Raw genomic sequence first — 20276 nt, forward strand, 5'->3', positions numbered from 1 at the left:
GCCCGCCACCACCGGGGCCAGCGCCGTCGCGGTGAGGATGGCCGCGCCCGCCTCCGGCCCCAGCAGCAGGTGGCGCGACGGGCCGAACAGCGCGTAGGCCAGCATCGCGAAGACGCCCGCATACAGCCCCGCCGCGGGGCGCACGCCGACAATCTGCGCGTAGGCCAGCCCCTGGGGAATGAGCATCGCGCCCACGGTGAGCGCGGCCAGCACGTCCGAGCGCAGCCAGCGCCGCTCATACGTCCGCGCCTGCTCGACGCCCGGGAGCACCCGGCTCAGGACCTGACCGGCCGTGGCCGCGGTGCGCTTCATGACCCTTCCACCCCCCGCGTGCCTGGCCTCCCGGACGCAAGGAAGGGTGGAGGCGCACGGGCCTCACGGCATCACCCACCCGGGTGCGTTGCGCGCATCGGCTCCAGGACACGGAGGGGCTACGGGTTCGCGGAGGCCCGCCTGCCCGGCGGCAGCGTCGGCCCGCCTCCGCGCTCGGACGCCTGGTGGCGCGGGTTCCAGAGCAGGTACGGCACCAGCGCCGCGGTGCGGATGAAGAGGTACAGCCCCATGACGCCCAGCAGGCTCTTCATGGGATAGGTGCTGCCGGCCAGGCAGAAGGCGAAGGCGGGGTTGCCGAAGACGGCGGAGATGGCCAGCGCCGTGCGGTCCTGGGGCCGCGGCCGGCCCGCTACGTGTCCCAGGGCCGTGGAGCCCAGCGTCACCACCACCATCGCGATCAGGACCCAGAAGGACAAGCGCTTCAGCAGCGGGAAGCTCGCGACGAGCAGCGCCAGCGCGGCCACGGCCAGGGCGAAGTTGAAGTAGAGCTTCACCGGCTTGTGCAGCCGGTGTGCCCAGCCGGGCGACAGCCTCTGGAAGCCGATGCCCAGGACGAAGGGGATGAGGAACGGGAGCATGACCCTGGACAGGAGCACCCCGTACGGCGGCGGCTGGATGGCCAGGGGGAACAGCCGTGCCAGCAGTTGCAGTGACCACGGCATCAACACGATGGCGATCAGCGACAGGGTGATGGACAGCGCCAGGGCCAGCGGCAGGTTGCCCTTCTGATGCGACACGACGTTGAGCGCCATGGGCAGTCCCGGGCAGAACGCCATCAGCGCGATGACGGCCTGCGCGGTGGGCCCCAGCGGCAGCACCTTCACCACGAGGATGGACAGCAGCGGCACGCCAATGAGGCACACGCCCAGCCCTCGCGCGAACGCCGGCTGCCGCACGCCCCGGCCCAGGTCCCCCAGGTGCCACGACAGGCCCTGCGACAGGCCGAGCGCGATGATGAAGGTCGAGATCATCAGCTCGATGAAGGCATGCAGCACGTGCATCACCGGCCCTCCGGGAAGATGCGCTTCCAGTCCTGGCGCATGCTGACCACGGTCCAGCCGCCCTCGCGCGCGGCCTTCAGCGACGCGTCGTTCTTCTCCGCGTAGGCGAACTCGCGCTCCGCGTCGTCGTGGTTGAGGAGCAGGGAGAAGCCCGGCCGCGGCTGCTCCTTCGTGTACTGGAGCATCTGGATGTCCCCGCCCGAGCGCACGTTGCCCGCCGCGAACACGGGCCGCCGTCCGATGTGCTGCTCAATCCCCACCGGCTTGCCCGCCTTGTCGTTGAGGTGGTCCAGGCGGGCCTCGCGCCGCAGCACCGGGTGGCCGTTCCCCTCGTCGAACTTCTCCTTCAGGCTGCTGCCGATGACCTGCTGGGGCGGGATGCCGTAGGTGTCCTCGGAGATGACGCGCATGAAGTCGGTGCCACCGCCCGAGGAGATCCACGTCTGGAAGCCGTTGGCGCGCAGGTACTGGAGCAGCTCCAGCATGGGCGCGTAGGCCAGCTGCGTGTACGGCACACCCAGCTTCGGGTGGCGCGCGGTCTGGAAGAAGGCGCGGGCCTCGCGGGCGAACTCCTCCTGCGTCTTGCCCGCGTGGGTGGTGGCGACCAGTTCCATCAACTGGGGCTCGTCCATGGCGGACAGCAGGGCCACGTCGCCCTCCAGCACGGCCTTGAAGGGCTGGCGCTTCGCGAGCGACGCGTCCTCCTTCACGCGGGCCTTGACCTGCTCCAGCAGGAAGGCGCCCTGCACGACGGGCTGCTCCTGCCAGAGCGTGCCGTCGTTGTCGAAGGTGGCGATGCGCTCCTCCGGCGGGATGAAGCCGGGGCCGCCCTGGGTGGTAGCGCGGGTGACGAAGCCGACGATGGACTGCTTCACCGGGCCGTCGTTCCAGGACGGCAGCGGATCCGCCGCCAGCGCCTGCAAGGGGACCGCGACCAGCAGCGCGAGTGCCGAGAGGAGCCAGACCTGTTCCTTCCACGCGCGTCGCCCCACGGCCGCCTCCTGGTCCCCGTGCAATCCCAGACATCAGGAGGGTGGGAACGAAGTGGCACCTTCACAACGCGGCATGGAAGGCGCGGGAGGAGGGCCCGCTGCGGCTGGCTGTCATTGCGGAGGCGCGGGTGCCTTCGGCTTGCCTTCGGGGAACAGGAAGGCGATCTGCGCGCGGAGCTGCCAGTCCGCGGCCCCGTCCGGGCGCACGGCGTTCCAGTACGCGCTCACGGACGCGTTGATGGGTTGCTTGCCCGGTTTCGTGACCTTGCCCACGCCCGCGCCGAAGCCCGAAGGTCCCGCCCGAGTCCGCTGTCACGTCCGGCTGCCAGGTGAGCGACAGGATGACGCGGTTGATGAGCGACCAACTCGAGGTGAGCTTCACCGGGAGGACGGGCTGGATGTTGAGGGTGTTGCGCGCGCGGTCGAACGGGCCGAGGCCCAGGTCGAGGTTGTCTTGAAAGGGCACGCTGGTGAGGTCGGCCACCGGGTTCTGCGTGGCCTTGGCCAGGTCCTGCTCGGAGGCTCCCGCGCCACTGGTGGGAGCCTCCGGCGTTTGCGCGAAGGAGGAAGCGGCGCAGCACAGGCCCCCCATGAGCCCGAGCACCAAGCCACGTGTCCGGACTCCCGCCATGTCTCCTCCCCCGCCTGCGCTGCGCCCGGGATTGAAGCTGGTGAGGAAGTGGAGGCCGTCGCCACGGCCCCCGGGTCTTACGCCTCTGTCCTCTGACGGGGAGCACCGCCTGCTGTCACACAGGACGCGAAGGCGTTCTCACTGGGGAGGAACAGGGACCAAGGTCCCGGGCAGCGGATCCGCCTGGCGCCTGCTCATCCTGGATCAAGCGACCAGGTGCCCTCGGCCCAGCGCTGGAGGTTCAAGGTGGCGCCAATGGCCGCGAGGCCTCCCTCCGCCGCGATGGCTTCCAACACCGCCTTCGACTCTTCCGTTCGGTAACGCAGCAGGAACGAGGCAGTCATGCCTCGCACGTCCGCACGGGGATGCTTCAGCAGGACGGAGAGCGCCTCCCGGCCGGAATCCCCCCGCACAAGCAACGCCTCCAAGGCAGCCCCGTACTTCCGGGCGTGCTTGTTGCCCTTCCTGGAGTCACCGTCCCGGATGCAGTCGCCCTGTGCGGCAACATGGTGCGCGAACTGTTCAACGAGTTCCTTCAGCTCCATCACCAGGTTCCCTTCATGACCTGCTCCAGGACCAGCATCCCGAAGCGGCGTTGCTCCTCGAAGGACTGGGTGCTCAGCCATTGACGCACCGTCATCGTGTAGGACCGGGTCAAGTCGGCACGAATGGAGGAGACGATACCGCTGATGCGCGTATGCATCCGAGCATCCAATCGAATGACGTTGTCCGTGTTGTGCAGCGCGTGCGGGCCGAACCGCTCCACGTTCCCGGGAGTCTGCTCGACGACGTGGTGCCACTGCTTGCCAGCCCCCGCCGGCCCCATGGCTTGCTTGAAGCCATTGAACGAGCCCCAGGACCTGACACCGGGTGCCGGAGGAGGACTTCCTCCCCCCTGTCCCTGGGCCGACATCGCGACCGCGCCTGGAGCCAATGAGAGCGTGACCGTTCCCGCGCCGACGGCGACCGACCGCACTTCCCCTACCGCTGACAGGCGGATCCCCAGCTGCGCCCCTGCCTGAGCCGTGGCCTGTGCGGCTCCCGGCAGCGCGGGCACATTTCGCGCCAGCCCCGCCGCTGTGTTCCCCATCGCCGCCGTGGCCAGCATCACGAAGGCACGTGCCGCGTTGCGCCCCATGACCTTGCCGTACCGCTCCCCCGCCTGGCGCAGGTCATCGAACGTGATGGCCCGGTCCGAGGCCTCCACCAACTGCCTGAAGCCGATGATGAGGCCCCAGAACGTGTCGATGCCCACGTAGGCAATGAGCGTGGCGGTCATCACCGCCGCGATCCCCTTGGAGATGGGCTCGGGCACCGCCAGCAGGACCATGTACGTGGTCCACGTCCAGAGCACCGCGGCCATCATGGCCTCGGGGTCGGCCATGTCCTTGAAGGCATCCGCCATCTCCGTGAGGACCACGCCCCGGGCCAGCGCCATGGCGAGCACATAGCGGCCATCCCCATCCAGGATGGGGGTCTCCGACAACAACCGCAGACAATCCCCTTGCCGCTGCGTACGCTCGCACCACCGCAGGTACTCCCGCGTGAGGCCGCCCACGCCTCCCGGGTCGATGACCTCCAGTGATTCACCGGCTCCCAATGGCGTGATGCGCCGCTCGCGTGGCTCGTAGCGGTAGGAGCCACTGCGAGCCTCCATCTGGAAGAGTTCACGAGCGGCCTGCTGCGGGCGGGAGGACGGCCGGGCGTGCGTCGCACTCTCCCGGAGTGAGGCCTCGGCATTCTCTAGCGCCACCACACGGGCGTCCTGGCGTGGAATGAAGGTGGCCTCCCGGCCCACGCCCATGTCCAACGTCACGACGGTCCGCACACCGCCACAGCCGGACAGCACGACCAGCAGAAAGACCCACCACCCACGTGGAAGCATTCGGAGCCCTCTTCCGGCTCCATAGCCCGAACCCGGAATGAGCGAGGAACGAACGCAGTAGCAAGCAACGTCAGGCGTGGCGCCAGCGCGCGGACAGCACCGTCAGCGCCACGAGCGCACTGCCTGCTCCCGCGAGGGCCAGCAGGGGCCGGCGCAGCCGCGCGCCCAGGGCCTCCAGGGCTCCGGCCGTGACTTCCCGGCTCGTGCGCCGCACCAGGTCCTGGTTGCGTGGCGCCTCTCGCCAGCGGAGCGCCTCCTGCGTGAGCGCGCTCCCCGCGCCCCGGATGGTCGCGGCGGCGGTGCGCTCGGCGAGCGTCGCCAGGGATGCGCCCAGTGCCTCTCCGGACGCCACGGGACTCGATGCCAGTTCCTCGCGCAGGCCCGTCGCCAGTCCGCGCACCAGCCCCTGCCCCGCTCGCTCCACCAGTTCCTGCAACAGGCTGGAGTCCTCTCGCAGCTTGGACTCGACGCCCACCACCAGCCCCCGGCCCACCTTCGAGGCCACCTCCTCACCCAACGGAGACAGGCCACGCGCGTCGTCCAGGATGGAAGGCAGGGAGTCGTGCAGCTGCTCCGTGGCCGCCTTCACCACGCCCCGGGCCATGAGCTGGGCCCGCTCGCCCGGCGTCCGGATCTCATCCGTGCGGGAATGGGCGAACGCCACCACCTCATCGAAGAGGTGGTTGAGGCGCGCGATGAAGCCATGGAGGGGCAGGCCGCCTTCGTTCCACTCCCGCTCCAGCGCCTTCAGCGCGCCCTCCATGGCCGCCTCCGCGAGCGCCTGGGTGGCATCCACCGGCTCCCCGTGCTCGCGCTTGGCGGCCTCGTGCGCCAGCCGTCCCAGCACCGTGAGCACGTCCTGGAGCAGCGTGTGCAACTGCCCGTCGATCTCCGGCACCTCCTTGCGGATCCCGTCGGCCGTGCCACGCACCACGCCAGTCGCGATCTCGCTCGCCGCCAGCTGTTGCAGCGACAGGGCCAGGTTGCGGAGCGCCTCGATGGGTCCCGTGCGGCCCGCGATTCCCATCGGCACACCCGTCCTTCCCAGGGGGTTCCCCTCGACGGTGCACCCCGCCACGAATCGGCGCAATGACATCCAGGCGCGCTCTTCGCTCGCCGCCTCGTCCGCGCCTCCCCAGGGGGTGGAAGCACCCGCCCGACACCGGCTGGCACCGCCGCTCGCCCTGGCTCGACCCGGCCCGCTTCTCCGTCGGCCAGGGGGTGTCTCCCATCCAGCGTCGCGAGGAAACACGCCTTGTGCGTGTCGGGGGCTTGAGGCATCCAGGGGCCTCTTCCCGGATCCGGAACCTCGCGACATGACCGCCTCCCCTCCCCCGGACGTCCAGGACGCCGCTCCTCGCAGGAGGCGCTGGCGCCGCGTGGCGCTGTGGGCCCTGGTGGCGGTCGCGGTGCTGGAGGTCGCGCTCAACGTCGCGCTCAACACCGGCGTCACCCAGGCCATCATGGGCCGCGCGACGGACCGCACGCAGCTGACGTGGCAGCGCGCGTGGTGGCTGTGGCCCGTGGGCCGGCTGCATCTGAAGGGCTTCACCCTCACCCAGCAGGACGCGGACGTCTGGTGGAAGGTGGAGGTGGATGAACTGAACGCGGGCATGTCGCTCACGGGCCTGCTGCGCAAGCGCGTGGACGTGGACGGCATCGACGGACACGGCGCCAGCTTCCACCTGGAGCCGAGTGGCGCGCCCGAGCAGCCGTCCGACCCGAACAGCAAGCCCTGGGTCATCCACCTCAAGGACGTCACGCTGCACGAGGTGCGCGAGCTGGACTTCAGCCGCGTGCGCTTCGCGGGAGCACTGGACGTCACCGGCACGCTGAACCTCCAGTCCCGTGAACGGCTCTACGTGGACCTGCCGTCGGTGCGCGTGGCCGAGGGCTTCGTCGAAGTGGACGGCAAGCGCGTCGCGAGGCTGGAGGCATTCGACTCGCACGCCCGGCTCGACGCGCCCTTCCAGAAGGGCAAGGGCTACGACCTCTCCCAGGCCCTCAGCGGCCAGGTGAAGACGCACCTCGACGTGCTGCCGCTGGATTGGATCAACGACCAGCTGGGCGCGAGCGCCCCCGTGTCCCTTCGCGGCGGCGCCGGCCGGGTGGACCTGGACGTGCGCATGGAGCGCAACACCCTGGAGCCCGGCAGCCAGCTGAAGGCCTCGGGCGCGGCGCTGGACTTGAGAGCAGGCCCCATGCGCGCGCGGGCCCCGTGGAGCCTGGAGGCGTCCATGCCCCCGGAGCAGCAGGGGCAGCCGTCGGGTTCGCTGCGGCTCGCGTTCGCGCCCGTGCGCGTGTCGGGCGCCGGGGGCAACGACGTGGAGGTGCCGGAGGTGGCCCTCACCGTGCTGGCGCGGCGGCGCGAAGGCCAGGAAGGCCTGGACCTGGAGCCCGAGCTGCGCGTGGCGAAGAGCAAGCCCCTGGACCTGCGCGTGCTCAACCCGTGGCTGGGGCGGACGCTCGAAATCGACTCCGGTCACGTGACGATTCGCAGCGAGGAGCCCTCCAAGGGCGCGAAGGCGCGCAACGCCCTGGAGCTGCGCATGGACACGGACCTCGTCTCCGGACGCATGGGGCAGAACAAGGTCCTCTTGCGCGCGGAGGTGGAGGTGGACGCGCGGCACCTGTCCTGGGACATGACGGACCTGGGCTTGAGCGGGACGACGCTGCGGCTGAGCCAGGTGTCGTCCAACGGCAACGTGCCCATCCGCTCCTGGAGCGGGAACTTCACCCTGCCCCGCGCGAGCCTCAGCCTGTCCCCCACGGTGTTCAAGGCGCGCTTCTCCAGCCAGCTCACCGACACGCAGCCCCTGGTGGCGCTCATCACCTCGTCCAAGAAGCTGCCCGGCTTCCTCACCTCGGTGCTCAACATTCCGAAGGTGGAGGTGACGGGGCAGGTGCAGATTGACGAGCGCGGGCTCCAGCTGCGCGAGCTGAAGGCGAAGGGCGACGGCTTCTCCCTGGAAGGCCACCTGGACCTCGTGCAGGGCAACATGACGGGCGCCCTGCTGGCGACGCTGGGCGCGGTGACGGGCGGCATTGAGCTGCGGCCCGGCAAGCACGACCTGCACCTGCTGAAGGCCACGGACTGGTTCAAGGGCCAGCCGGTGCCCCCGTTCCGCTAGGGGGCTCCTTGCCTCACTGCGGAGGGGGGGCCGCGGCCCCGGTGGGCTTCACGTAGGTGGCCACCGCGCCCAGGAGCACGTCCAGGTCCACCGGCTTCTCCAGGAGGCCGTCCACGCCCAGGGCGTTCATGGCGCGAGCCCCCACGTCCTGCGCGTACAGGACGATGACCGGGATGGAGGCGAGCGCCGGGTCCTGCAGCTGACGGAGGCGGAAGGACCAGGCGTTCATCCCCGGCATCATCAGGTCCAGGAGGATGAGCGCCGGACGCAGCCCCTGTTGCAGGAGGCGCAGCGCCTCGAAGCCGTTTCGCGCCAGCGCCACCTCGTGCCCGTCCAGCTCCAGCACTTCCTTGTAGGCCCGGAGCAGGTCCAGGTCGTCGTCCACCACGAGGATGCAGTTCCACCAGGGCATGACCGAAACTCCCCTTCCCAGGGCTCCAAGGTGTCAACGCGCTGAAGAAGGCACCTCGTCCTCGGGTGAGGGGGAGGGGTTTTGCGTGCCCTCGGGCGCGCAACCGTGCGACAAGGCAGGCCGCTGCGACACCCCTGGAGGACGGCATGGCGGAGATGACCTACCGGACGGCGCTGGTGACTGGCGCCTCGAGCGGGCTGGGACGTGGACTGGCCCTGTGGTTGGCGAAGCACGGCGTGCGCGTGTTCGCGACGGGCCGGCGGCTGTCACAGCTGCAGGCCCTGGCCGCGGAGGCCCAGGCCGCGGGCGCGGCGGTGGAGCCCGTCGTCATGGACGTCAACCACGCGGAGGCCTCCCAGGAGCGCATCCGCGCCATCGACGCGGAGTGCGGCGGGCTGGACCTGGTGGTGGCGAACGCGGGCATCGGCGGGCCCACGCACGGCAAGCGCATGGACTGGGAGCGCACGCGCGCCATCATCGACACCAACGTCACCGGCGCCGCCGCCACGCTGTGCGCGGTGCTGCCGCAGATGGTGGAGCGCCGCCGGGGCCACGTCGTCGGCGTGTCCAGCCTCGCGGGGATGCGGGGGCTGGCGGGCCACGCGGCCTACTCCGCGTCCAAGGCCTTCCTCGCCACCTTCCTGGAGAGCCTGCGCGTGGACCTCAAGGGCACCGGCGTCCAGGTGACGTGCGTCTACCCGGGCTTCGTGAAGAGCGAGCTCACCGCGAAGAACAACTTCCCCATGCCCTTCCTCATGGAGACCGAGGACGCGGTGGAGCGCATGGGCCGAGGCATCTTCGCGGGCGCCACGGAGGTGAGCTTCCCCTGGCAGCTGGCCACGCCCATGCGCCTCTTGAAGGTCATGCCCAACCCGCTGTTCGACGCCACCGCGCGCCGCCTGAAGTGAGAGGAGCCCGGCCATGACGACGTTCCCGCCCCCGTCCTTCGCCGAGCGCTTCCAGAAGCTCGCCGACGAGCGCTCCCCCTTCTGCCTGGGCCTGGATCCGTCCCGCGACGTGCTCGCCCGCTGGAACCTGCCGGACACGGTGCAGGGCCTGTCCGACTTCTGCGAGCGGCTGGCCGACGCGGCCGGCGAGACGCTCGCGGTGGTGAAGCCCCAGAGCGCCTTCTTCGAGCGCCACGGCCCCGAAGGGCTGGTCGTGCTCCAGCGCGTGCTCAAGCGCTTCCGCGCCGCGGGCACCCTCTCGCTGCTGGACGTGAAGCGCGGCGACATCGGCTCCACCATGGACGCCTACGCGCAATCGCTGTTCGGCAAGGACAGCGCGTACGACGTGGACGCCGCCACCTTCACCGCGTACCTGGGCCTGGGCGCGCTCGCGAAGACGGTGGAGCTGGCGCGCCACCACGGCGCCTGCGCCTTCATCGTCGTGCGCTCGTCCAACCCGGAAGGCGCGCCCCTGCAGAACGCCGTGGGCAGCGACGGCCTCACCGTGGCCCAGGCGGTGGCGGACGGCCTGCGCAAGCTCAACGACAAGGCCGGCCGCGGCGTGTTCCCCGCGGGCGCGGTGATGGGCGCCACCCTGCCCCCGGCCGACCGCGACGTGGTGGAGCGGCTGGGCGGCGCGCTGATGCTCACGCCGGGCATCGGCTCGCAGGGCGCGGGCTTCTCTGACCTGCCCAAGCTCTTCTCCGGCCGCGAGCGGCAGGTGATTCCCACCGCCGCGCGCTCCGTGCTGGAGGCGGGGCCGGACGTGGCCGCGCTGAAGCAGGCCCTGGAAGCACATCAGGCGCCCTCGCGGGGTTTCCGCGAAGGCGCCTGAAGGGCACTGCGTTGGTGATGCGGCGCGCTGAGGACTACTGCGCGCCCATCATGAACTGATCGACGCCGACCTGGTTCTTGTCGGGCACGGCCTCCTTCGGCTCGGTGCCCTTCTTGAAGAACATCAGCTCCGCGCCCTTGGCGCCGGGGTGGGACACCTTGCCCGTCTTTTTGTCGATGTAGAGCCGCGCCAGCTGCATGGACTGCCAGGGGTAGAACTCCGGCTGCGGCCGGCCCTCCAGCGCGCGCTTCATGTAGTTGAGCCAGATGGGCAGCGCCGCGCGGCCACCCGTCTCATAGCGGCCCAGCGGGTGCGGGTTCAGGTCGTAGCCCACCCACGCCACCGTCACGAGGTCCTTGGTGTAGCCCGCGAACCACGCGTCGAAGGAGTCGTTCGTCGTGCCCGTCTTGCCCGCCGCCGGCTTGCCCAGCTTCTGCGCGGGACCGCCGGTGCCCTGGAGCACCACGCCGCGCAGGAGGTGCGTGAGGATGTAGCCCGTCTCCGGGCTCATCACCTGCTCGCCCGGCTCGAAGAGGCGCGCGTAGCCCGCGGCCACGCGGTCCTGGAGCGGGGCCCACGCGTCGTCGAACGCGGTGTGGTCCTCCAGCGTGCGGCCGAAGCGGTCCTCCACCTTGCGGATGAAGTACGTGGGCTTCTTGCGGCCGTAGCGGTTGAAGGTCGCGTACACGCTGGCCAGGTCGAACGGGTAGACGCAGGACGAACCCAGCGCCGCGGAGAAGTCCATGTTCATGGGCGTCGTCATGCCCAGCTTCTTCGCCCAGTCCGCCATGTTGTGGACGCCCACCGCGCCGAACGTCTTCACCGCGGGGATGTTCATGGAGTTCACCAGCGCGGTGCGCAGCAGCACGTCACCCACGAACTCCTCGCTGTAGTTGGCCGGCTTCCACGACACCTTGTTGTCCGGGTCGTGCTCCACGATGGGCGAGTCCACGATGACGGTGGCCTCCGTCCACTCCAGCTGCTCCAGCGCCGCCGAGTACACGAACGGCTTGAAGGACGAGCCCGGCTGCCGGCACGCCTGGAACGCGCGGTTGAACTCGTTGTCGTCGAAGTCGTAGCCGCCCACCATCGCGGTGAGGTACTGGCGATGCGGGTCGATGGACACGAGCGCGCTCTGCGCCTCCGGCGTCTGCTCCAGCCGGAAGAGCTTCACGCCCTCCTCCGGGATGTCCTCCGCGAGCTTCCGGTCCCACTGCTCCTTGTCGTCCGTGAGCTCCTTCTTCACCACGTGGCGCAGCACCACCACGTCGCCCACCGCCACGGCCTTCTTGACGGAGGTGATCATGCTGGCCGGGTAGTAGCTCTCCGGGTTCACCTTGCGCGCCCACCGCATGCCCAACAGCGGCAGCCGGCCCTGGTGCGGCCCCACCTGCACGTCCGCGCCCTTGCCGTCGTCGTCGATGCGCGTGACGACGCCCACGTAGAGGCGGTTCTCGATGAGCTCCTCCTTGCCCATCAGCTTCTTCGCCTTGGCGATGAAGGCGTTGCGCTCGGGCTCGGTGGCCAGCTGCATCACCGGACCGCGCCAGCCCTGGCGCTTGTCCACGGACATCAGGCCGTCCAGCACGGAGTCCTGCGCCGCGCGCTGCCGCTCGCTGTCCATGGTGGTGAAGACCTTGAGGCCCTCCTTGAGGAGCACGGGGTTGCCGTAGCGGTCCACCACGTCCTTGCGCACCTGCTCCACGAAGTACGGGGCGAACTCGTGGAAGACGTCCTCCACCGGGTACACCTTCACCGGCTCCGCGTTGGCCTGGTCATGCTCCTCCTTGGAGATCATGCCTTCCACCAGCATGCGGCCCAGCACGTAGGAGCGGCGCTTCTTCGCGGCCTCCGGACGCAGGAACGGCGAGTAGCGGCTGGGCGCCTGGGGCAGGCCCGCGATGAGGGTCATCTCCCCCAGCGTCAGGTCGCGCACGTCCTTGCGGTAGTAGTTCTCCGCCGCGCTCTGCACGCCGTAGCTGTGGTGCCCGAGGAAGACGTTGTTCAGGTAGAGATAGAGAATCTCTTCCTTCGTCAGCGCCTGCTCCAGCCGGAAGGCGAGGATGGCCTCGCGAATCTTGCGCTTGGGCGTCTTCGCGGTGGCCTCCTTGTAGCCCTCCGCGGAGATGAGGACCGCCTTCGCGGTCTGCTGCGTGAGCGTGGAGCCGCCCTGCACGCCGCCGCCGCGCAGCCCCAGCTTCGTCAGGACCGTCTTGGACACGGCGCGCGCGGTGCCCAGCACGTCCACGCCGAAGTGGTCGAAGAAGCTGGAGTCCTCGCTGGCGATGAACGCCTGCACGAGCCGCTTGGGGATGCGCTCGTAGGGCACCACCTTGCGCCGCTCATTGTAGAACTCGCCGGCGAGCACCGCGTCGTCGGTGTAGACCTCCGTGACGATGGGCGGCCAGTACTCGTCCACCTTCGGGATGGCGGGCAGCCCGTCGGAGAAGATGTAGTAGGCGCCCACGACGGCGAGCACCGCCGCGGTGGCGCCCATGAGGCCCAGCACGGCGGCGAGCTTCATCAAGCGCACGAGGATGTTGCGCTTGGGCGGGACGCCGTCGAGCACCAGCTTGGAGCGGCTGCGGTCAATCTTCGGGTCGGACATGCGTGTTCTGTCGAGTCCTGGGCTCAAGGCTTAGAGGAGCGCCGCCCGCTTCAGCACGTCCGTCAATTCGGGTGGCATTGGGGTCTCCACGACGACCTTCCTGCCATCCTCGGGGTGCGGAAATTCGATGCGCTCGGCGTGCAGGAACAAACGCTTGAGCCCCCAGCGCGCCCGCACGTCGCGGTTGAAGGCGAAGTCTCCGTACTTCTTGTCACCCGCCACCGGGTGGCCCACGGCGACCAGGTGTCTTCTTATCTGATGCGTGCGCCCGGTCTCGATGGTGCAGGAGAGGAGGGCTGCCTCGCTCGACTGGCGCACGACCTTCCAGCGGGTGACGGCCTCCTGCATGTTCACTCCCCGACGGGACTTGGACTCGGCCGTCTGCTGGTGCTCGGCGAGCGGCAGGTCGATGACGCCCGAATCCTTCGGCATCTTCCCCTTCACCAGGGTCAGGTAGCGCTTCTTCGGGTGGCCGTGGGTGAAGATTTCCGTGAAATGCACCATCGCCGGGCGGCGCTTGGCCACCAGGATGACGCCGGAGGTCTCCCGGTCCAGGCGGTGGGCGGGCGAGGCGGTGAAGTCGTTCCGGGTGGCCTTGGGGCCCAGGTAGGCGCGCACGTAGTCCACCAGGGTGCCCCCGGTGATGCCGCTGCCGGTATGGACGGCCATGCCACTGGGCTTGTCCACGGCCATGAGCCAGTCGTCTTCCTTCAGGATGACCAGCCGGGAGGGGTCTACCGGTGGCGGTGGGGGGGGCGGACGGTCCGATTTCGGACGCTCCGCCAGGGTGAGCTGCTCTTCGGTGCCGCGGATGGTGAGCACGTCTCCTTCGGCAAGCAACTGCTCTGGCTGCGCGCGCTTGCCATTCACCCGCACCTTCTTGGTGCGGATCATCTTGAAGAGGTGGCTGACGGGGACGTTGGGCATCCGCTTGCGCAGGTGCTTGTCCAGCCGCATCCCGACGGTGTCGGCTTCGATTCGGTACTCGATCATTTGTGCTGGCGCCTGGACCAGAGCACACGAATAATTCGGGGTCCATGCCGAAAGCCCCAACTATCGAGAAGCTGCTCCAGAGCGGCTCCGCCGAGTGGAACCGTCTGCGCAAGTCAGGTCAGGCGGGAACCGACCACACGGGCGCCACGTTCACGCAGCTGTTCTCCGCCAACGCCGACCTGTCCGGGCTCGGACTGGTGGGCTCCGAGTGGGAGCGCTGTGACCTGTCGAAGATGAACTTCCGGGACGCGGACCTCTCCAACGCCTACTTCCACGGAGGCCGCCTGCAGGACTGCGACTTCCGCGGCGCCAACCTGGAAGGCTGTACCTTCGAAAAGCTCAAGCTCCTGCGCTGTGACTTCACCGGCGCCAAGGGTCTGGACGACCTGGAGCTGGACGACGTGGACATGGACCGCGTGACGGGCCTGGACGGCGAGGAAGCCCCGCCGCCGCCGCCCCCGCCGGTGCAGGGCATCACGGCGTTCACCCGCGAGCAGCGCGAGAAGATGCTGGGCCAGTCGCACGGCGGTGGCGGCGCGATGGACGGCGCGGGCTCCGCGCACCCGGACGAGCTGCCCCCGTTCCGGCCGCAGGATCCGCCGGGCTCGCTCTTCTTCCGGGCGCTCAAGCGCGTGGGCGCGCCCCCGCTCTGGGTGCTGGACGTGCCGGGCCTGCGCCCGCTCCTACCGCAGCGGCTGCCGCCGGGCAGCTCGCTGGAGACGCTCTACCGCGAGGCGGTGAAGACGCGGCTGGAGAACAAGAAGCCCGCGGCGGACCCGGGCGCGGTGGAGCGCGCGCAGAAGGCGCTGCGCATGGGTGGCAAGGAGGCCAACGTCGCGGCGGTGTACCTGCGCGAGGTGGGCGTGCTGCCGCTGTTCCGCTTCGCCGCGGCGAAGCAGCTCAAGGGCGAGCTGCGCACCGAGGTGGAGGTGGACGACCTCACGGGCTCCATTGATCCGCGCACCACGGGGGCGCTCTTGGAGCTGCGCCTGACGCACGAGGTGGTGGAGCACCTGCACGAGGTGCGTCGCCGGCTGGCCGCCGCGCAGCTGTACACGTCGCTGCTGGAGGCGGGCTTCAACCCGGAGAACAACTGGGACGAGGCGCTGGAGTCGGCGGACGCGTCGCTGGAGCTGGCGAACGCGGCCACGGGCGAGGACCGTCAGGCGCTCCTGGAGGGCTTCCAGGTGTTCGCGGCCCTGCCGGAGGAGGCGCGGCTGCGCCGCCTGGCGTACCTGGCGGAGTCCGTGTCGAACCTGGAGCTGCTCAGCCGGCTGCCGGAGGGCATGGAGCCGCAGTGGCTGTCGGGCCCGGAAGTGCGCGAGTGCCACGACCGCGAGATGACCTACGTGCAGTCGCTCAAGGCGCAGGACATCCCGGCCAAGGTGCCGGCGCTGGCCAAGGCGGAGCTGGGCGTGCCCGAGGGCGAGGTGCCCGAGGACAGCGACGACGACCTGTTCGTGCACGTGCGCTGCGACGTGTGCGGCAAGGAGAAGCTCATCGTCCAGTCGCCGGAGGCTTGAAGCACTCCGTCACGGTGACGCGGTGACAGGGAGGCCCGGTCGGATGCGCTGAGAGGCGCCTCCCGCCGGGCCTTCTGCTTGCCTCAACCCACGGCTTCCGACTCCGACGGGGCGGAGGGCAGCGAGTACGTCACCGGCGGCGGCAGCATCACGCGCACCTCGTCGCCCGCGCGGATGAGGCCCGGGCGCTCCACCCAGCCCACCAGCCCGCGCTTCTGCCACGCGGCCTTCACGAAGCGGCCCGCCAGCCCCTTCATGTCCGGGTAATGCGCCTCAATCACGCGGCCCGGCTGCACGCAGGGGAGGTTCTCCCCCTCCATCACCAGCGTGGCGTCCTCCGGGAAGAACAGCCGCGTCCCCGGCGGCAGGTGCGTCAGCCGGGGCACGCCCACGAGCTCCAGGTTCGCGCCCAGCCACGACGCCAGCACGTGCGGCACGCCCAGCGCGCGCGCGACTTCAATCATCTCCTCGCGCGACACCACGGAGAGCTGCCGGGTGTTGCGGATGACGGTGCCCTTGGGGAACCAAGGCACGCGCACGTCCGCCTTGCGCGTGAGGCCCGCGTGGCGGTCCCCTTCGATGCCTTCGAAGGTGACCTTCACCTCGGGGACCTCCCGGGTGACGAAGCGCTTGGGTTCAGCGTCCGTGCACAGCAGCACGTTGGCCAGGTGTCCGGTCAGCGAGGGAGCAGGAGTGGGCATATCGGGCGCCCGTTCCAACACGCCGACGCGGCAAAATCAAAACAGGGTCATCTGCTGTGGCTTGCCCAGCGGGCGAGCATCCGTGCCCGCGTCCCGCAGCGCCTGGGCCAGCTCCTCCGCGAAGCCGTGGCAGGTGATGACGTCCCGCGCGCCGGTGTCCTTCACGTAGCGCATCAGCGACGGGAAGTCCGCGTGGTCCGACAGCGGGAAGGCCACGTCCGCGCCGTAGCGCCGCGCGCCGCCGGGGTCCATGGCCCAGCCGGTGAGCACCGCCGTGGCCCGGGGCCAGTGCGGCGCCAGCGCCCCGCCCCGCGCCAGGTGCGGCGGGAAGAAGAGGACCTCGCCCGGCTCCACGCGGCCGTCGTAGCGGCGCAGGTTCTCGATGGGGACACCCAGCTCCGCGTACAGCTCCGCGACCTCGAAGATGGACGGGTGCGCCACCAGCATGAAGCCGCGCCCGGCGAGCTGCTTCATCGCCTCCTGGCTCTTGCCCAGGGGATAGCCCAGGAGCACCGGCGTCACGCCCCGGTTCAACTGCGCGCGCAGCCACGTCTCCACCTGCCCCAGCACCTCCGGGCGCGGCGGGAAGCGGTAGCGCGGGTGCCCGAAGGTGGACTCGATGACCAGCGTGTCGCAGGTGGCCACCTCCGTGGCCTCCGCGGTGAGCGACGGCGCGGTGTTCAGGTCGCCCGTGTAGACGATGCGCTTGCCGTCCGCGCGGGTGACGCGCAGCTGCGCGCTGCCCAGGATGTGCCCCGCGGGCAAGAGCTCCAGCAGCAGCGGGCCCAGCTCGAACGGGCGGCGGAAGGGCACGGACAGCGGGGCCGCCACCGGGCCCAGCCGGTGCGACATGAAGCGCAGCGTGGCCGCGGTGGCGATGGTGCTCTCATGGCGGGCGATGTGGTCCGAGTGCCCGTGGCTGACGAAGGACAGCGGCGACTTGCGCTTCGCGTCCAGCGACAGGGGCGTGCCCGTCAGGTGCAGGCCGTTTCGTCTCAGCTCCACGCTCATGGGATGGGCGCTGTCTATAGCGCGGCCCGGGCGCTCGCGCTCCCGGCCGGGCCACTCCACCCCGCGCGTCGCATGCTCAGGCGGCGGGCGTGCGGCCCCGTGCCCGCCATCCGTCCCACACCACCGTGCCCAATTCCGACGCGAAGACGCCCACGACGATGAGCGCGCCGCCCAGCCACTCCTTCAGCCCCAGCACCTCGCGGCCCACCGCCACGGAGTAGGCGGAGGCGAACACCGGCTCCATCGCGAAGATGAGCGCCGCGCGCACCGCGCTGGTGCGGGCCTGGCCCCAGGTCTGGACGAGGATGGCGACCGCGCTGGCGAGCACGCCGCACGTGAGCACCGCCACCACCAGGGGCTGCGTCCACTCCAGCTTGCGCTCCACGAAGGGCAGACACAGCGCGGACATCCCCGCCACGCCGACGAGCTGCACCGCCACCAGCCCCACCGTGTTCTCACGCGAGGCGAAGCGCTCCGTGAGCAGGATGTGCCCCGCGTACGCCACCGCGCACCCGATGGACAGCCAGTCCCCCAGGTGCAGGCCGCCCACGCCCCCCGGCGTCGCGTCGTCCGGGGTGGGCCGCGTCAGCCAGTACAGGCCCACCGCCGCCAGCACCACGCCCACGCTGGTGCCCACCCGGGGCAGGCGCCGGAGCAGCACCATGGACATCAGCGGGACGAAGAGGACGTTGAGCCCGGTGAGGAACGCCGCGCGCGACGGCGTGGTGGTCTGGAGCCCCACCGTCTGGAGCGCGAAGCAGATGAACAGCACCAACGCCAACAGCAGCCCCTTGAGGACGAGGCCGGGCGCGAACATCCGCCCGCGCGCGATGGCCGCCATCACCGCCCCGCCCACGATGAAGCGCAGCGTGATGAAGGTGAAGGGATCCGCGAACACGAGCGCGTCCTTCACCACCACGAACGTCAGTCCCCAGAACACGGTGAGGAGCAACAGCGCCCCGTCCGCCCGCCACTTCGCCCCACCGCGCTCCTGCGTCACCGGACTGGCCTCCATGAGGGATTAGGGGATGAAGAAGAACGCCACGCCGAGGATGGCGTAGACGCCCAGCAGCATCACGCCCTCCAGCCAGTTGGACTCGCCGTCCAGCGCGATGAGCGTCGCCGCGCCCGTGCCGATGGCGATGCCCAGCACCTCCATGTGGCTGAACTCCAGCGTCAGGTGCTGGCCCAGCGGGATGGACACGAGCACCAGCACCGGCGCGACGAAGAGGGCGATCTGCTTGGAGGACTCGAAGGCGATGTTGAACGCCAGGTCCATCTTGTTCTTCAGCGCCATCAGGATGGCGGTGGAGTGCTCCGCCGCGTTGCCGATGATGGCGATGATGATGACGCCCACGAAGGTGTGCGTGAAGCCGAACGCGGCGATGGCGTCTTCAATCGCGTGCACCAGGAACTCCGCCACCACCACCACGCCCAGCGTGGCGCCCAGCAGGAGGACGGTGGCCTTCTTCGTGCTCCAGACCGGCATCTCCTCCGGCTCGCCGTTCTCCTCGCCCGCGTACAGGTGCGAGTGCGTGCGCAGCGAGAAGAGCAGCGACAGCGCGTAGACGATGAGCAGGATGACGGAGATGGCCACCGACATGGGGAAGAGGACCCTTTCCGCCGCGGGGCCGCGCGCCGCGTGGAACAGGTCCGGGATGGACATGGCGGTGAGCGCCAGGAACATGATGGCGGAGCCGGACAGGGCCGCCGTCATGTTGAACTTCTGCTTCGGGTACTTCAGGCCGCCCACGAGGATGGCCGCGCCCAGCACCAGCAGCAGGTTGCCCAGGATGGCGCCGGTGATGGACGCCTTCACCACGTCCGCGTGACCGGAGCGCAGCGCCGCCAGAGCGATGATGAGCTCCGCGGCGTTGCCGAACGACGCGTTCATCAAACCGCCCAGGCCGCTGCCCAGCTTGTGCGCAATCACCTCCGTGGCCTCGCCCATCAGCCGCGCCAGCGGCACGAGCGCCACCGCGCAGAGGACGAACGTCCACACGCCCGGGAAGAAGAAGTGCGACGCGATGGCCAGCGGGAAGAACACCGCCAGGAGGCCCAGGAACAGGTGGTCGACGTTGAAGCCGCCCTTTGACCCGCCCTCCGGGGATGCCGGCGGCGGCGCGTGGGGACTGCCAGGGGAGGACGGGGTGACGGACGCGGGAGTGCTCACGAAGGGCCTCGCCAGCAGGAAACGCGGGGGACGGGACGGGGGTGCTTTTGGCGCAGGTGCCTGGAGGGCGCAACCTCCGTGCGGCACTCAGCCCGGAAGCGGACGCACCAGGACGACCAGTCGCTTGCTGCCCCCGGCCGCGTCCCACTGCTGGTTCGTGGCGACGGTCAGCGCCTCCGGCGCGGGGCGGAACCCCAGGCCGGAGAAGGTCCGCAGGGAAGCGGTGTTGTCCTCGTCGATGTCCGCGTGGAGCCGGTCCGCGCCCTGACGCTGGACCTCCTGCACCAGGCACCGCACCAGCGCGGTGGCCACGCCCATGCGCCGCACCCGGGGGGACACCACCAGCGAGCGCACCCAGAAGCCGTCCAGCGCCAGCCCCTCCTGGTGGTAGTCATCCGCCCAGGCGAAGCCCAGCAGGTGCCCCTCGGCGTCGAACGCGCCCGCCGCCGCCCCCACGCGCCGGTCTGGCGGCAGGCCCCACCGGTCGCGCAGCTGGCGGCGCAGGAAGGTACCGGACACCACCAGCCTCTCCGTGGCGAAGGCGAGCAGCGCGTCCAGGTCCTCCGGGCGCACCAGCCTTATCTCCAGCGGGCCCACGAAGTGGCGGCGCAGCGGCTTCGTCCATCCGGAGAACAGGTCGCGAAGGTGGCGGAACACCCTCCGGGACGAGGGCTTCGTCCACACGCCGGACAGGGTGCGCTGCAGGAGGAACAGCGCGGGCCGCGTGGGCCGGGGCAGCCGCACCACCCACCGGCCCCGCTTGAGCGCGGTGATGCGCCCCACCAATTCCCCGCCCGCCACGTCCGTGCCGCCCAAGAGCGACTCCGTCACCCAGGGCTCCGTGGAGAGCACCACCTGCGCGGCAAGCCGGGGCCCGTGCCGCACCAGCGCCACGTCCCCGCGCGCCAGCCGCTCCGGCCCGCAGCGCAAGAGCCGCACCGCGTCCCCGCTGCGCAAGAGCGGGTAGAGACACCGCCCCATGCCGCGCACCCACAGCCGGTGGCCGAAGGGCAGCGCCGCAAGCAGGTCCGCGAGCTCGGCCGTCGAGACGCCACCAGAGGGCATGACACCCACTCTGTCATGAAGGCGCCCCCGAAACC

General features: G+C 70.3%; 19 protein-coding genes. 4 read left to right on the forward strand and 15 right to left on the reverse strand.

The genetic code is table 11. The annotated features are described in order from the left end of the window. The 7 genes from D7W79_RS20080 to D7W79_RS20110 all read right to left on the reverse strand — a co-directional run. Window positions 1-312 (reverse strand): SulP family inorganic anion transporter (locus tag D7W79_RS20080; protein WP_244221866.1); only part of this gene is annotated, 312 nt, incomplete at its 3' end. A gap of 119 nt (window positions 313-431) precedes the next feature. Further along, window positions 432-1334 (reverse strand): bile acid:sodium symporter family protein, encoded by a 903-nt coding sequence (locus D7W79_RS20085; protein WP_120527000.1) that lies wholly within the window; start codon window positions 1332-1334, stop codon window positions 432-434. After that, window positions 1334-2326, reverse strand: a complete 993-nt coding sequence (locus D7W79_RS20090; RefSeq protein WP_120527015.1) for an HAD family hydrolase — start codon at window positions 2324-2326, stop codon at window positions 1334-1336. Before D7W79_RS20090 ends, D7W79_RS20085 begins: the two co-directional genes overlap by 1 nt. A gap of 61 nt (window positions 2327-2387) precedes the next feature. Further along, window positions 2388-2933 carry a hypothetical protein gene (locus tag D7W79_RS20095; RefSeq protein WP_208729774.1) on the reverse strand — a complete coding sequence of 182 codons (546 nt, stop codon included), beginning with the start codon at window positions 2931-2933 and terminating at the stop codon, window positions 2388-2390. 218 nt (window positions 2934-3151) lie between these two features. Then, window positions 3152-3502 (reverse strand): DUF2019 domain-containing protein, encoded by a 351-nt coding sequence (locus tag D7W79_RS20100; RefSeq protein WP_120527001.1) that lies wholly within the window; start codon window positions 3500-3502, stop codon window positions 3152-3154. Next, window positions 3502-4842: a SitA5 family polymorphic toxin gene (gene sitA5, locus D7W79_RS20105; RefSeq protein WP_120527002.1), complete on the reverse strand. Its 1341-nt coding sequence runs from the start codon at window positions 4840-4842 to the stop codon at window positions 3502-3504. The genes D7W79_RS20100 and sitA5 overlap by 1 nt, the downstream gene beginning before the upstream one ends. 70 nt (window positions 4843-4912) lie before the next feature. Continuing rightward, window positions 4913-5869: a hypothetical protein gene (locus D7W79_RS20110; RefSeq protein WP_120527003.1), complete on the reverse strand. Its 957-nt coding sequence runs from the start codon at window positions 5867-5869 to the stop codon at window positions 4913-4915. A 289-nt stretch (window positions 5870-6158) separates the two neighbouring features. Between D7W79_RS20110 and D7W79_RS20115 the strand changes: the two genes are divergently transcribed. Further along, window positions 6159-7973: an AsmA family protein gene (locus D7W79_RS20115; protein WP_120527004.1), complete on the forward strand. Its 1815-nt coding sequence runs from the start codon at window positions 6159-6161 to the stop codon at window positions 7971-7973. A 13-nt stretch (window positions 7974-7986) separates the two neighbouring features. Here the strand turns inward: D7W79_RS20115 and D7W79_RS20120 are convergent, their stop codons facing one another. Further along, window positions 7987-8385: a response regulator gene (locus D7W79_RS20120; RefSeq protein ID WP_120527005.1), complete on the reverse strand. Its 399-nt coding sequence runs from the start codon at window positions 8383-8385 to the stop codon at window positions 7987-7989. Between the two features lie 146 nt (window positions 8386-8531). On the opposite strand from D7W79_RS20120, the gene D7W79_RS20125 reads away from it, so the two are divergent. Further along, complete coding sequence (locus tag D7W79_RS20125; RefSeq protein ID WP_120527006.1) at window positions 8532-9293, forward strand: SDR family NAD(P)-dependent oxidoreductase; 762 nt, start codon at window positions 8532-8534, stop codon at window positions 9291-9293. 13 nt (window positions 9294-9306) lie between these two features. Continuing rightward, on the forward strand, window positions 9307-10167 hold the full coding sequence (pyrF, locus tag D7W79_RS20130) for an orotidine-5'-phosphate decarboxylase (RefSeq protein ID WP_120527007.1): 861 nt from the start codon (window positions 9307-9309) through the stop codon (window positions 10165-10167). 34 nt (window positions 10168-10201) lie between these two features. Here the strand turns inward: pyrF and D7W79_RS20135 are convergent, their stop codons facing one another. Continuing rightward, a complete protein-coding gene (locus D7W79_RS20135; protein ID WP_120527008.1) occupies window positions 10202-12775 on the reverse strand; it encodes a penicillin-binding protein 1A in 2574 nt (857 codons plus the stop codon). 30 nt (window positions 12776-12805) lie between these two features. Next, window positions 12806-13768, reverse strand: a complete 963-nt coding sequence (locus tag D7W79_RS20140; protein ID WP_120527009.1) for an RluA family pseudouridine synthase — start codon at window positions 13766-13768, stop codon at window positions 12806-12808. A 44-nt stretch (window positions 13769-13812) separates the two neighbouring features. Here D7W79_RS20140 and D7W79_RS20145 point away from each other — a divergent pair, with 44 nt between their 5' ends. Further along, window positions 13813-15291 carry a pentapeptide repeat-containing protein gene (locus tag D7W79_RS20145; protein WP_208729775.1) on the forward strand — a complete coding sequence of 493 codons (1479 nt, stop codon included), beginning with the start codon at window positions 13813-13815 and terminating at the stop codon, window positions 15289-15291. Window positions 15292-15374: 83 nt separating this feature from the next. On the opposite strand, the gene D7W79_RS20150 is transcribed toward D7W79_RS20145, so the two are convergent. The 5 genes from D7W79_RS20150 to D7W79_RS20170 all read right to left on the reverse strand — a co-directional run bounded on the left by D7W79_RS20150 (window position 15375) and on the right by D7W79_RS20170 (window position 20241). Further along, entirely contained in the window at window positions 15375-15992 is a 618-nt protein-coding gene (locus tag D7W79_RS20150; protein WP_120527011.1) for an MOSC domain-containing protein, read from the reverse strand. Between the two features lie 36 nt (window positions 15993-16028). After that, entirely contained in the window at window positions 16029-17003 is a 975-nt protein-coding gene (locus D7W79_RS20155) for an MBL fold metallo-hydrolase (protein ID WP_120527012.1), read from the reverse strand. Between the two features lie 76 nt (window positions 17004-17079). After that, window positions 17080-18018: a DMT family transporter gene (locus D7W79_RS20160; protein WP_120527013.1), complete on the reverse strand. Its 939-nt coding sequence runs from the start codon at window positions 18016-18018 to the stop codon at window positions 17080-17082. A gap of 6 nt (window positions 18019-18024) precedes the next feature. Beyond that, entirely contained in the window at window positions 18025-19176 is a 1152-nt protein-coding gene (gene cax, locus D7W79_RS20165; RefSeq protein WP_208729776.1) for a calcium/proton exchanger, read from the reverse strand. A gap of 87 nt (window positions 19177-19263) precedes the next feature. Next, window positions 19264-20241, reverse strand: a complete 978-nt coding sequence (locus D7W79_RS20170) for a GNAT family N-acetyltransferase (RefSeq protein ID WP_120527014.1) — start codon at window positions 20239-20241, stop codon at window positions 19264-19266. Between the last annotated feature and the right edge of the window lie 35 nt (window positions 20242-20276).

The sequence above is a fragment of the Corallococcus exercitus genome (assembly GCF_003611585.1).
Classification (GTDB): Bacteria; Myxococcota; Myxococcia; order Myxococcales; family Myxococcaceae; genus Corallococcus; species Corallococcus exercitus.

Excerpts from the sequence above, each read along its gene's own strand:
- D7W79_RS20085 (WP_120527000.1), bottom strand. The coding sequence starts at position 1,334 with ATGCACGTGCTGCATGCCTTCATCGAGCTGATGATCTCGACCTTCATC.
- D7W79_RS20100 (WP_120527001.1), bottom strand. The coding sequence starts at position 3,502 with ATGGAGCTGAAGGAACTCGTTGAACAGTTCGCGCACCATGTTGCCGCA.
- sitA5 (WP_120527002.1), bottom strand. The coding sequence starts at position 4,842 with ATGCTTCCACGTGGGTGGTGGGTCTTTCTGCTGGTCGTGCTGTCCGGC.
- D7W79_RS20110 (WP_120527003.1), bottom strand. The coding sequence starts at position 5,869 with ATGGGAATCGCGGGCCGCACGGGACCCATCGAGGCGCTCCGCAACCTG.
- D7W79_RS20115 (WP_120527004.1), top strand. The coding sequence starts at position 6,159 with ATGACCGCCTCCCCTCCCCCGGACGTCCAGGACGCCGCTCCTCGCAGG.
- D7W79_RS20120 (WP_120527005.1), bottom strand. The coding sequence starts at position 8,385 with ATGCCCTGGTGGAACTGCATCCTCGTGGTGGACGACGACCTGGACCTG.
- D7W79_RS20125 (WP_120527006.1), top strand. The coding sequence starts at position 8,532 with ATGGCGGAGATGACCTACCGGACGGCGCTGGTGACTGGCGCCTCGAGC.
- pyrF (WP_120527007.1), top strand. The coding sequence starts at position 9,307 with ATGACGACGTTCCCGCCCCCGTCCTTCGCCGAGCGCTTCCAGAAGCTC.
- D7W79_RS20135 (WP_120527008.1), bottom strand. The coding sequence starts at position 12,775 with ATGTCCGACCCGAAGATTGACCGCAGCCGCTCCAAGCTGGTGCTCGAC.
- D7W79_RS20140 (WP_120527009.1), bottom strand. The coding sequence starts at position 13,768 with ATGATCGAGTACCGAATCGAAGCCGACACCGTCGGGATGCGGCTGGAC.
- D7W79_RS20145 (WP_208729775.1), top strand. The coding sequence starts at position 13,813 with ATGCCGAAAGCCCCAACTATCGAGAAGCTGCTCCAGAGCGGCTCCGCC.
- D7W79_RS20150 (WP_120527011.1), bottom strand. The coding sequence starts at position 15,992 with ATGCCCACTCCTGCTCCCTCGCTGACCGGACACCTGGCCAACGTGCTG.
- D7W79_RS20155 (WP_120527012.1), bottom strand. The coding sequence starts at position 17,003 with ATGAGCGTGGAGCTGAGACGAAACGGCCTGCACCTGACGGGCACGCCC.
- D7W79_RS20160 (WP_120527013.1), bottom strand. The coding sequence starts at position 18,018 with ATGGAGGCCAGTCCGGTGACGCAGGAGCGCGGTGGGGCGAAGTGGCGG.
- D7W79_RS20170 (WP_120527014.1), bottom strand. The coding sequence starts at position 20,241 with ATGCCCTCTGGTGGCGTCTCGACGGCCGAGCTCGCGGACCTGCTTGCG.